Annotated in this window: 11 protein-coding genes and 1 pseudogene; 9 read left to right on the top strand and 3 right to left on the bottom strand. The window is 38.5% G+C overall.

From position 1 onward, the window contains the following. The 6 genes from ACSHXM_RS18500 to ruvX form a co-directional block, all read left to right on the top strand. The coding region (locus ACSHXM_RS18500) for a LytR/AlgR family response regulator transcription factor (RefSeq protein WP_435691255.1) at positions 1 to 285 on the top strand (285 nt) is incomplete at its 5' end. Between the two features lie 51 nt (positions 286 to 336). After that, positions 337 to 1,479 (top strand): sensor histidine kinase, encoded by a 1,143-nt coding sequence (locus ACSHXM_RS18495; protein WP_435691253.1) that lies wholly within the window; start codon positions 337 to 339, stop codon positions 1,477 to 1,479. Further along, the gene (locus tag ACSHXM_RS18490; protein WP_435691250.1) at positions 1,476 to 2,312 is read left to right on the top strand and encodes a LytR/AlgR family response regulator transcription factor; all 837 of its coding nucleotides are present in this window, start codon (positions 1,476 to 1,478) and stop codon (positions 2,310 to 2,312) included. The genes ACSHXM_RS18495 and ACSHXM_RS18490 overlap by 4 nt, the downstream gene beginning before the upstream one ends. A gap of 164 nt (positions 2,313 to 2,476) precedes the next feature. Beyond that, entirely contained in the window at positions 2,477 to 3,430 is a 954-nt protein-coding gene (gene gshB, locus ACSHXM_RS18485; RefSeq protein ID WP_435691248.1) for a glutathione synthase, read from the top strand. 17 nt (positions 3,431 to 3,447) lie between these two features. Continuing rightward, positions 3,448 to 4,005 carry a YqgE/AlgH family protein gene (locus tag ACSHXM_RS18480; RefSeq protein WP_435691246.1) on the top strand — a complete coding sequence of 186 codons (558 nt, stop codon included), beginning with the start codon at positions 3,448 to 3,450 and terminating at the stop codon, positions 4,003 to 4,005. After that, complete coding sequence (ruvX, locus tag ACSHXM_RS18475) at positions 4,006 to 4,443, top strand: Holliday junction resolvase RuvX (protein WP_435691244.1); 438 nt, start codon at positions 4,006 to 4,008, stop codon at positions 4,441 to 4,443. It abuts the gene before it with no gap. A 2-nt stretch (positions 4,444 to 4,445) separates the two neighbouring features. Here ruvX and ACSHXM_RS18470 read toward each other — a convergent pair whose 3' ends face one another. After that, entirely contained in the window at positions 4,446 to 4,634 is a 189-nt protein-coding gene (locus tag ACSHXM_RS18470) for a DUF6435 family protein (RefSeq protein WP_435691242.1), read from the bottom strand. Positions 4,635 to 4,716: 82 nt separating this feature from the next. Then, positions 4,717 to 5,409, bottom strand: coding sequence for a peptidylprolyl isomerase (locus ACSHXM_RS18465; RefSeq protein ID WP_435691240.1), 693 nt, complete (start codon positions 5,407 to 5,409; stop codon positions 4,717 to 4,719). 184 nt (positions 5,410 to 5,593) lie between these two features. Between ACSHXM_RS18465 and ACSHXM_RS18460 the strand changes: the two genes are divergently transcribed. From ACSHXM_RS18460 to ACSHXM_RS18450, 3 genes are read left to right on the top strand one after another with little or no spacing between them, the layout of a single operon-like run. Further along, complete coding sequence (locus ACSHXM_RS18460; protein WP_435691238.1) at positions 5,594 to 9,325, top strand: ATP-binding protein; 3,732 nt, start codon at positions 5,594 to 5,596, stop codon at positions 9,323 to 9,325. Next, positions 9,322 to 9,942, top strand: a complete 621-nt coding sequence (locus ACSHXM_RS18455; RefSeq protein ID WP_435691236.1) for a hypothetical protein — start codon at positions 9,322 to 9,324, stop codon at positions 9,940 to 9,942. The genes ACSHXM_RS18460 and ACSHXM_RS18455 overlap by 4 nt, the downstream gene beginning before the upstream one ends. A 41-nt stretch (positions 9,943 to 9,983) precedes the next feature. After that, positions 9,984 to 11,249 (top strand): hypothetical protein, encoded by a 1,266-nt coding sequence (locus ACSHXM_RS18450; protein WP_435691257.1) that lies wholly within the window; start codon positions 9,984 to 9,986, stop codon positions 11,247 to 11,249. A 93-nt stretch (positions 11,250 to 11,342) separates the two neighbouring features. Here the strand turns inward: ACSHXM_RS18450 and ACSHXM_RS18445 are convergent. Then, positions 11,343 to 11,834: pseudogene (locus ACSHXM_RS18445) on the bottom strand (TIGR03016 family PEP-CTERM system-associated outer membrane protein); the annotation flags it as partial.

Here is an 11,834-nt window from a genome sequence, read left to right as displayed (position 1 = left end):
GTAGAAGACATTGTGTGGATTAAAGGTTCTTCTAATTACGTTGAACTACATTGCGAAAGTAAAATGTGTTTACATAGAGAAACATTATCAAATTTAGAAGACCAATTAGACCCTGCAAAATTTATAAGAGTGCATCGCTCCGCTATGGTCAATGTCAGTAAAATTAGTTCTTTGTCGAGTGAGTTAGGACGTTTTTCTCTCTTACACTTAACCAATGGAGACGAAGTTAAAATAGGGCAGGGGCACAAATCTCAATTATTCGAGTTTTTAGGGTTAGAAGCATAATGGTTTTATTAAAGGTTAGCATTGATCACGTATTAAGAGATTTAGATTAACATGCCAAATACTGCCGCAGAGTTTATCGCAAATAAAAGTAAGCCTTCTTTTTGGTGGTTTCACAGTTTAGGATGGACTGTGTATGTGGTTATTTTTACTATTGATAATGTGTTTTTTTACAGAGATTACAATAAGTTAGGTGGTGATGTGCTGTACCCCTTATTGTTATCTGGTTTGTTCGCCGCTTCACTTACTCTGCCATTACGATATATTTATCAAAGGTGTTGGAACTTGAAACCTTTGAAACTTATTTTTGTCATTACGGCAGGAAGTCTGTTGGTATCTATGGTTTGGACCCCCTTAAAAGCTTTGTCTATGTGGTATTTTTACGAGAGGTTTGACGTGTTAGCGTTAATTTTAGGCCAGCCTCCAGAAGATTTTAAATGGTATACACTTTTTATGTCTATCAGCTATGCATTTTTTATGATTTTAGTTTGGAGCAGTTTGTACTTTGGCATTAATTACCACTATCGACTTGTTAGCGAAAAACAACAACACATCGAAGCTGTTAAGTTATCGCATATTTCCCAAATCAAAATGTTGCGGTATCAAATTAATCCCCATTTTTTATTTAATACATTAAACGCCGTGTCTACTCTAGTATTGAGGGGAAATAAAGAAAGGGCGAATGGTATGTTAATTCGACTTTCTACCTTTTTACGTTTTTCTTTGGATAATGAACCCGAGAAAAAAATTAGGTTATTCGAAGAATTAAAAGCTTTAATGTTGTATCTGGAAATTGAGAAGATGCGATTTGATGAAAGGCTAACCGTGGAGTTTGTAATTGAACCTGAGGCTGAAAATTTGCTAGTGCCAAGTTTGTTATTACAACCATTGGTTGAAAATTCAATAAAGTACGCAATAGCACAAATGTCTGAAGGAGGCCTAATTCAAATTAAGGCCAAATGTATAGATAACTATTTACATATTGATGTGAATGATAATGGCCCAGCTAATCAAACTGAATACGATAATCGGCTTACAGAAGCCACGCAAACCGCTTCTAGCCACACGGGTGTGGGGGTAAAAAATATTATGAATAGATTGAGTGTTTTATATCCTGAGGATCATCAGTTTGAGGTAGTTAAAGGTATGAGTGAGGGATATTTTGTTAAGATTGTTATTCCTTGTGAAAGAGCATGAATTGCCAACTTAGCGCCATAGTCGTTGACGACGAACCTCTGGCCAGAGAAGGCTTGTTGCTGCGTTTAGAAAATGACACACGGTTTAATGTGGTAGCTGAATGCGCCTCCGGAAACGAGGCTTTTACTGCCATCAAAACGTATCAACCTGATATAGCATTTTTAGATATTGAAATGCCTGGCTCAACTGGATTGGAGTTAGCTGAAAAGTTAGCGGCTTCTGATATCCCTACGCCTAAAATCGTGTTCGTTACTGCGTTTAAAGAATTTGCATTAAATGCATTTGAATTTCAGGCTTTCGACTATCTATTGAAACCCTTTTCAGATGAGCGGTTGGCAAGCTGTTTAGAAAAATTAATAGAGTCTTTTAGTACATTAGATTTAGCCAAACAACATAAAAAATTAGATGAGTTATTGAACCGTAAAACAGGCAATTCTATTGATGGTTTTATGCAAAACCTAGAAGTGTCGCAGAGTGCTTCTATGGCAGAGTTACAACAAACTATTTCAATGAAAAGTGGTTCTCAATGGCTTCGAATTAAGTTAGATAATATTGTTTGGATTGAGGCTGCGGGGGATTATATGTGTGTACACACTATCGATGGAACCCATATTATTCGTAAAACCTTAAAGCAATTGGAGCAAGAGCTAAATGCAGCTCTTTTTCCAAGAGTTAACCGTGGCGCTATTATCAACTTAAGTAAACTGACTAAACTTACACCTAACTCTAATGGCGAATACGTCGCTGATTTAGAATCTGGCGACACAGTAAAGGTTACTCGAAAGTATAAATTTACCTTAGATGAGTTATCTAATACCAATCCGCATAAGTAGCCCTTTCCAAGCATAGTGTTTTCATTGTTTAAACATTCTGTAGTCTTGAATTTTGTAAGTAATACCTCCACATATAGGTCTAGTATTGTTAAGTGATTACGCCGATGTAATATCTGTCGTAAATTTAACTATGATCTCATTATCTATTTTCCTAAGGATACGTTTTGACCATTAAACTTGGCATTGTGATGGATCCCATCCAATCGATTAATATTAAAAAAGATACCAGTTTTGCGATGTTGCTTGATGCGCAAGCTCGTGGATATGAATTGTATTACATGGAAATGTCTGACTTGTATTTACAAAATGGCAAACCTATGGCCAGGATGTCAGACCTAACTGTTACGCAAAATGCAGAGAGTTGGTTTGAGCTTAATAATGAAACGAGACAAAGTTTAGCTAATTTAGATGTTATTTTAATGCGTAAAGATCCGCCGGTAGATAACGAGTTTATTTATGCCACCCATATGTTTGAATTAGCCGAGCAAGCGGGCACGTTAGTGGTGAATAAGGCGCAAAGCTTACGCGATTTTAATGAAAAGTTATTTACATCCTGGTTCCCAGATCTTGTTGCAGACACGTTAGTGACACGTGACGCTAATTTAATTAGAGAGTTTCACCAAAATCACAAAGACATTATTTGTAAACCGTTGGACGGCATGGGTGGGACTTCGATATTTAGAGTGAAAGAAGACGGTAATAATTTAGGTGTGATCATTGAAACACTGACTGAATTAGGCTCCCGATATGCCATGTTTCAACGTTTTTTGCCCGAAATCAAAGATGGGGACAAACGTATTCTTATTGTTGATGGCCAAGTGGTGCCCTATGCGTTAGCACGATTACCAACAAAAGGTGAAAATCGCGGTAATTTAGCTGCTGGTGGCACTGGCAGGCCTCAACCTTTATCAGAGTCTGATTTAAAAATAGCTGAAACAATCGCTCCTTTATTAGTGGAGAAGGGGTTAATATTTGTAGGGTTAGATGTGATCGGTGATAGAGTGACTGAAATTAACGTTACCAGTCCTACCTGTGTACGCGAGATAGAAGCCGCTTACGACGTTAATATTACCGGTATGCTATTTGACGCAATTGAAAAACGATTAGCCAAGGTTTAAGGAGCAAAACACTGAACATGCAAAGCCTGCAAAACTATATATTGATAGCTTCTCCAACTATGGAAGATCCTTACTTTTCTCGCACCGTAGTGTATGTTTGTGAGCACAATGAAGAGGGAACAATGGGGTTAGTGATTAATCAACCCGTTGGTATGACATTAAAAGAGTTAGTCGCACAAGCGGATGAAACTGCAAATGTATTAGATGAAAAAGCAGAAGGCATTGTGTTAGCGGGCGGGCCAGTGAATCAGGATAGAGGTTTTATATTACATTCAACCCAAGAAGGTTGGAGTTCAAGCCTCACCATGACATCAGAACTCATGATAACTACGTCTAAGGATATTTTGTCTACCTTAGGAAATGAGGAGGCTCCTGAAAAGTCTTTAGTTATTTTAGGGTATGCAGGTTGGTCAGCTGGGCAGTTAGAAGAAGAAATTCAAAACAATGCTTGGTTGATGGTTGAAGCTGATACAGACATATTGTTTGATGTGCCTATCCACAAAAAATGGGAAGCTGCAGTACATAAGTTGGGTATAGACGTTTGGCAGCTTGGCCCAGATGTAGGTCACGCTTAAATGAGCCCTAAACCTCAAATTGGTCAGCGAACTGTTTTAGCTTTTGATTTTGGTACGAAAAGCATTGGCGTAGCTGTTGGTCAAGAGATTACAGGCACTGCTTCTCCGCTAGATGCCTTAAAAGCGGTTGATGGGATCCCTAACTGGGATAATCTGCAGAAAGTTTTTGATGAGTGGTCTCCGCAACTAGCCGTTGTAGGTTTACCACTTAATATGGATGGCACTAATCAACAAGTAACCTTTGCTGCAAAGAAGTTTGCTAACCGTCTTAATGCCAAATACAAAGTGCAAGTCGAAACTTGTGATGAACGTCTAACCACAGTCGATGCTAAAGCTCGCCTATTCGAGTTAGGCGGATACAAAAAATTAGACAAACAGAAGGTCGACAGTGTATCGGCTTGCCTCATTTTTGAATCTTGGATTGAAAGCCAGTACTAAAATTAACTTTGTTTTATATTTAGTTGCTGAATTTCATTCCATAGGGTTTCGGCTTCAGCGGTTAACAAAGAGTAAGTTTTAATATCCCCTTTACGCTGAGCTAACATAGCTTGCGTTGATAGGTTGTCATATTTCTTTCGTAATTTCTTTCGCAATCTTAAACCGGGATCAGATTTTAAAAAACCAAACATGTTTACGCTTCCTTAAATAAACCTAGAGTTATACTTATACTTAATTAAAGCCTATTAAGATCATAATTTTAAAACGCCAGACTTAAGGTTTTAATCTTATATGCTGTATTTTAATGGGGTTGCTCAGCATTTGACCTTTTACGTATTCATCTTCAACGTCTAAGGCATCTTTTATTCGATGGATTTTTTTCACGATGTCCATACCTTTAATCACCTTGCCAAAGGTTGCAAACCCCTGGCCGTCTGGATTACGCGTTCCGCCAAAGTCTAAGGAAGGTTGAGGACCAACACAGATAAAAAACATCGAGGTGGCAGAATTAGGCTCTCCTCGCGCCATAGATAAAGTGCCGTCTAAGTGTTTAATACCAGACTGCGCGGTGGTTTCTAGGTTTATCGCAGCAAAGTCTTTAAATTCTAGATTCGCCCCACCTTGTATCACTTCAATCTTGGGTGAACCATTGTCGTTGTCTAATCTCACCACACGGTAAAATCGACCTTGATTAAACGCCCCCGCTTGAATATAGCGAATAAAATTGTTGGCTGTAATTGGAGCTTTATTGGTATAAAGCTCAATGTGGATCTCACTCAAAGATGTTTGAATAATGGCTTGCTGAGGTTTATCGGACTTTTCTGAAGATTGGGCTTGGGGAACAACAAACAAAACGCTTAGTAGAATTATTAACAAAGAAACGTTAGCAAAGGGCTTTGAAAAAATCATGAGTAACATCCAATTCTGTGAAGTTAGTGTGTTGGTAAAACTAGCTTGTTTTTCCAATTATATTACCCGTTTCCCCTTATAATTGTTCGGATTAAGTTGTACTGAGTATTTTAGCTCCCCCGCCTTTTAGAAAGTACTTTAAATTGTTAATAATTATGGTGTTCTAGGTATTAAATCTTGCATTTTATCGGTAAAATTAAAGGCTAAGTTTTATCTATGTTTTCCCCGATGAAGGACATGTATGCCTGGGTTACGCCGTATTATTCTAATAAATTGTCATCTTCCTGGCTTTGTTGAGCTTGATGTGTCTGGTCACAGTAATATTTGTGGTACCAACGCATCCGGTAAAACTACTCTACAACGACTTATTCCAGTTTTTTACGGTGAATTACCCAGTAAAGTTGTACCTAAAACCCGTAAGAAGTTTGATGAATTCTATTTGCCGCATGCTAATAGTTATTTGATTTACGAGTATGAGCGGGAAGAAGGGCAGATATGCCAAGTTGTGTTAACTCGTAAGGGCTCTGATGGTGTGCAGTATCGTTTAGTTGAGGCGGGATACCATCAAGAACAATTACTAGTGGATACAGAAAAAGGTAACGTCCAAGCAATGTTGCCAGAACAGTGGATAAAACAGTTAAAACAGCTAAGCATTGACTACTCCCATAAAATTCAGGCCACAAGTGAATTCAGAAGTATCATTCAAAATGATGCCAGTGTTGGTAAAGCCAATAGTCGCGACAATACTAAACTACGTCAGCTAGCCAGTCGTTTTAGTTTGGTTGCTAGTCAACATCGTATTCGACATATGGAAAAGCTGGTCAGCGCGGTGCATGCTAAAGAAGGTAAAATGGATACCTTACGGACTATGCTTGCGGCTATTTTTGAAGAAGATGGGTTAGTTCAGCCTACCACTACGGTTAAAAACACCAAAGCGCGAGAATGGATTACGCAAATGCGTCAGACCATGCGATTACAGTCTATGCAAGGCGAATATCAAAAAATTCAAGTGCAAACGGAACAACTGAATGCCGTTGAAAACCAATTGTTGCAGCTTAAACCTATTTTAGAAAAAGACTTACATGCTTTAGCGACCAAGAAGGCTGATGCCCAAGCTCAACGTAATCAAGTTAAAAGCCAGCAAGAAACTGAAAAGCATAACTTTGAACTGCAAGAAGGAACGCTCAACAGTAAGATTAGTGAAACAGCTGAGAACCTTAAAGCTAAGTCTTCACGATTAGATCATATCCAAAACCAATATGAGAATTACCAAGATTCAGATGTAGACCAGCTACAAAAAGATATGGACTCTCTGCCTCTTAAACGAGAAGAGTATGAGCAAAAGCTTGAGCAATATAATTTATTAATTGAGCAACACACCGATTTGCAAAGTCAGCTTGAACAACAAAAATTTAAGTTAGCAGAGTCTTTAGAACGTTTGTCTCGTAAGAATCAAAACAAAGTTAAAACCATTAGCGCTGAAAAAGAGACGATTAGACATAATCATCAAACTAAAGAAGCTGAATTACGCGCTCAGTTTGAGTTACGTAAAGAACAACAAAGTGGTGAGTTTGAAGAGCAATTGCTTGAAATTGAACGCAGTATTGTGCGTCAAGAACATCAAGCTAACCAAGCTTCCCCTACTCAGCAAGAATTAGAAAATGGCGCATTAGCTGACAAACGTTTAGAGCTTGCGCAAAGAGCGTGGCAACAAAGTTCGAGTGCTAAAAATCAAGCAGAAAGTAACTATCAGGCATTGCGTATTAAACGTGATGAAGCCGACAAGATGTTACACAGTGCAAGACAGGCCACTCGATTAGCTAAAGACGAACTCCAGCAAATCAATAAACAGCTGTCTCCTGAGCAAGATAGTTTAAGACAGTTTTTACGAGACAATAAACCTGGGTGGGAACAAAATTTAGGTAAGTTGATCCATGCTCCTTTATTGGATCGTAAAGATTTATCCCCTCATTTGTCTGACCAGACCGCTGAGCTAAATAGTCTATTGGGGATTGAGCTTGATTTGGCGATTATTGATGCGCCAGAGTTTGCTCAAGATGAAACGGATTTAGCGATATCTTTGGATCAAGCAAAAAGGCATTTAGCCACCGCTGATAAAAATCAAAAACAAGCAGAAGCGACTTTGGACCAATGCCATCAAGATGCTGAATTACAAAGAGAAACCTTAGCAGAACAAAACCGGGCTTTTGAGCAAGCTGAACAAGAAGTGGCTTATGCACAAAGTGCTAAGCAAAGATTTACTGATGAACTTAAAACGGTTTTAGATAAACGTCGCCAACAAGCGCAACAAGCATTACAAAAAAGTGTTGATGAAAAGCAGCAGATTATTAGTCAAAAGCAACAAGCTCTAGAGTTACTTAAATCTGATTTTGAAGAACAAATGTTAGAATTTAAGAGCGGATGGCAGGATGAGCTGGCGGTTTTAGATGAACAAATTGACGAGCTTGAACATCAAGTTGAAAACAAACGCGAGCAAAATCGCGAGCAAATAAAACAACTAGAACATGCCTTTAATCAAGAGTTGGCAAATAAAGATATCGACCCCAATACGTTAAAACAGCTTAAACAACAAACGGAGTCGCTAAAAAATCTTATTCAAGCCGTCACAGCAAGACGTGATGAATTGAATGAATATAAAACCTTTATGCAAACTGATTGGTTGAAGCAACGTCCAGAGCTGTTAGAACAAGAAGCTGAATTAAAATCACTGGCTCAACAATTAGAGCAACAACATAATAATCTGCGCCATCAATATCAGGCTAAACGTGATGAGTTGTCCAAAGCCTTGTCTGAGGTGGATAAAGCGTTAGCTGGTTTTGCTTCTTTAATTACAGAGATAGAGCCTATGGTGCGCCAGTTGGCTCATATAGTGTTTGCTTTTGAACCAACAGCTGAAAATACCATTAATTTGGGCGACCAAGCAGAGCGAATAAACCGTTGTTCAGAAGCGTTAGAAAGCCGTAGTCGTGGCGAGAAAAAACTTAAAGAAGGCTTAACAGAGTTTGAAGCTAACTTAGGTAAAGATGCCGGAAAAGATTTCTTAGACACCATGATCCAAGCCTTTAGTGTATTAGATGAGGACGCGAATGTTCGAGATAGGTTACCCATTTTACAGCGCCTCCTCAGTATTTTGGAGTCTCGCCAACGACAAATAGTAGAACAAGGGGAAACCATAGGGGGCGACTTAAACAAATTCTTTGTTGTATTTAGTGATATCAACAGAAAAATCGCCCAACAAAGTAAGCGTTTAACTGACGAAGTGTCAGATGATTTAACCTTGGATGGCATTGCTCGTTCGGAAGTGAAAATTATTTCTACGGTTGACGAGTTAAACTTTTGGACACCGTTAAAACGTTTTGCTCAGCAATATGATAAATGGAATAAATCGGAAGCATTTCTGCCAAGTGAAGCATACTTAGATACGTTAGCAGATGTTGTTGAAGTATTACCAAGTAATGCAAATTACAGTATTGAATCCTTGTTGCGTTTAGAGCTTCATTTAAACGAAGGCGGCTCGGACTTAGTGATTAAGAATGATAGGCAGCTGTTAGAGTCATCCAGTCATGGAATGGCTTACCTGATTCTATGTAAGTTCTTATTGGCCTTCACTCGTTTGTTACGAAATCAGGCAAAGATAGATATTCATTGGCCAATTGATGAAATTGGTACCTTGGCTTATCACAATGTTGAAAAATTGTTTAACGCCTGTGACGCCAACCACATTCATATACTGGGTGCATTCCCGAACCCAGAATCAGATGTATTGATGTTGTTTAAACATAGATATTTGATTGATAAACAAAAACAAAGATTGGAAAAAATCGAACCTAAATTAAGTCGAATTGCTCAGCGCCTGCAACAAAACGTAGAACAAAATACTGAACATAACTCAGATAAAAATAAAGAGAAAAATAAAGCGTCAAGTAACCAAAATCAGGAGAATGTCGCATGATTGAACATGGTCCGTTACTTGAACGTTTATTAGAAGGTGAATTTATTTGCGCTGTAACAGATGAACATAGTTTTCATAAGTTACAAAACGAATCTTTGATAGAAGACCTAAACCACTTTTTACGGCCGCTAAACAGGCGTGTTGCTAAGAACGACGATGGTTCGGTGTATTTTTTAGCGTATTGTGATTTGAATCAAAGTGCGCGTCAGCAATTAAGTCATCAGTTTACCAATACGGTACAGTCTTTATTGCCAATGTTGGAGTGGATGCAGTTAGTTCAAGAAGCCTTAGGCCGTGATGGAGCATTAACCGCGGGTGACACAATTAAGTTGCAAGATTTTGAATCTAAGGTGGTTGATAACCAATCATTGCTGCAAAGGTTGTCTCACTTAGCCAATGACAGACACTTTAGGTCGACCAGTGAAAAGCCTGATATGCAGATAAAACAAGTATTTAAATGCATTAAAGAATTAGGCTACTTGTATCAACCTCATAAAGATCGTTTATTTTATATTGTCACTGGAAAAATAGAACAACTAATTGAGTTGGTTAGATTTATTAAAGACGAAGAAAACCTGCCGATTGATGAAATGCCAGAACAAGAGGCAATGTTTTGAGTTCAACATCTGGTTTAAAACAACAAAAAAGCCCATCTAATATCGAAAAACAAAGTGGTGCAACAAAAAGTAACCCTTTGTTTGAACTGGGGAAAGAACGCTTAGAATTAATAGGTAAACACGCCAGTGCCTTAATGCAAGGTTATGTAGAAGGGCTGGTGAGAGAATCCGCCTTTTCCCAACAAGCCTTGCAAAAATTACTCGACGGACGAGTGTTGTTTTATCCCGATGAACAACAATCCCTGAGTTTAAAGCCCATTGTTAACGAGTTGATTGCTAGCCTGACCCAAGACGAAAGAAAACGGCAGATCAACTCTGACGTAGGTGAACATCTAGACCAAATTCAAACTCGGGTTCAGTCATTACAAACCGCAAGGCAAAAAGGTGACTACGCTGCTAGTGAACATCATATGCAGCTTTTAACCGAACGTGTACACGACATGACTGGGCAATTTGGCGATGCAATTGAAAGCCTTTGGCACCGGTTAAATACTGAATTTGGATTTGTCAGTAGCTTAGATGACAAAATATTAGAAATTGAATTAGCTCAACGTCAACTCAGGCGTATATTAGATGGGTTTGGCATCATCAACTTTGATGATTTAATTCAACTAGCGGGCAGTGATGGCGCACTACGCAAGTTATTGGTGAGTCAGTTACAAGCGCGGATTTCTGAACACTCAGGCTCATTACTAGAAGTGCAAAAACGTTTGGTGTTACTGATGGCCAGGTTCCGTCAACAACAAGATCGTGCTTTATTAATTAACAAGATGAGTGCCTTTTTACGCCAGCACCCTAACTTCCAAGTTGGAGATTACCCAAATCGTAGTCAAGTACCTGCTGTGGTCAATCAAGCTCATGGTATCCACGCCCAAGCCTTTGTTGCATTAGATAGAGCTCAAGATGGTTATGCCTTAGCTGAGTTAGCTAGAGCGGTGCCTAGAGAGCCTGAGCAGGATAAACATTCAGAACAGAAAACCGAAGGGTTTGCGGTTGCAGTACAAAATATGGTGGCCACCAAACAAAAACAGTTGGCCAAAGATGTAGAAGACTTCTTCATTAAAGTGATTGATAGCGAACAACCTATAAGTGGTGTGGAATATCTTGCTGAAAATGAATTAGATTGGGATCCAGAGATCTGGTTATTCCAAATAGTGGCTGAATACGAAGGTTTACCTCAACAAAACAAACACAGCTTTTTGTTAGAAAAAGAAAGCGCCGCTAAAAGCCCCTTTAATCAATTACATATTATCCAAGATGTAAAACTAGGCATGCGATTTTTTGGTGACTTTCAGGAAGTGGGTTAGTTGGTTTTGATTTGTACTTTTGAGAAAGGCAGTTATTGTCATAATAAACAACGCCTTGATTTAAGGCGTTGTTCCTGAAAATTTAGCCAGTAACTAGTTAAAACTGTAGTTTAACCCTAGGGTTAATCGTTTGTCGGTCACAAAGTAACCGAAAGTCAAATCTTCCGAGTCGCGGTTTAGATATCTAGCACTCAAGGATAACCGTAACGATTTGTTTAAACTTCGGTTGACTTTGATACTTATGTTTCTGTTTGTGTCATAAAATAAATCGTTGTTTTCCTTATCTTTTCCTTGGCTAGCGTTCAAACTGATGTTCGTTTTATGACTTAGTTTGTAATTCAAGTTCAGGCTAATGGTGTTGTTTAGTCGTGTTCTGCCACTTTCTAAGTAAGTCACTTTTCTATATGAAGCAATTGCAGATAGTCTTATTTTGTTCATTCCGTAAGACAGTGCAACCTTTCCATTTTTTCTAAATATAGATTGTTCTGAAACGTCAGCTTCTAATTGGTTAAAATCTAAATATTCTTCACCGGCTTTAAGTACATAATTAATTGTGTCTGGTTGGAAACATTCACTAATGTCAAC

It is taken from the genome of Paraglaciecola sp., from assembly GCF_051252315.1.
GTDB lineage: Bacteria > Pseudomonadota > Gammaproteobacteria > Enterobacterales > Alteromonadaceae > Paraglaciecola.
Note: the sequence above shows the minus strand (reverse complement) of the source record. Positions and strands in the feature narration are given on the sequence as shown.

Coding starts and splice junctions, on each gene's coding strand:
- ACSHXM_RS18480 (WP_435691246.1), top strand. CDS start 3,448: ATGCAAAGCCTGCAAAACTATATATTGATAGCTTCTCCAACTATGGAA.
- ACSHXM_RS18490 (WP_435691250.1), top strand. CDS start 1,476: ATGAATTGCCAACTTAGCGCCATAGTCGTTGACGACGAACCTCTGGCC.
- ruvX (WP_435691244.1), top strand. CDS start 4,006: ATGAGCCCTAAACCTCAAATTGGTCAGCGAACTGTTTTAGCTTTTGAT.
- ACSHXM_RS18460 (WP_435691238.1), top strand. CDS start 5,594: ATGCCTGGGTTACGCCGTATTATTCTAATAAATTGTCATCTTCCTGGC.
- ACSHXM_RS18495 (WP_435691253.1), top strand. CDS start 337: ATGCCAAATACTGCCGCAGAGTTTATCGCAAATAAAAGTAAGCCTTCT.
- ACSHXM_RS18455 (WP_435691236.1), top strand. CDS start 9,322: ATGATTGAACATGGTCCGTTACTTGAACGTTTATTAGAAGGTGAATTT.
- ACSHXM_RS18470 (WP_435691242.1), bottom strand. CDS start 4,634: ATGTTTGGTTTTTTAAAATCTGATCCCGGTTTAAGATTGCGAAAGAAA.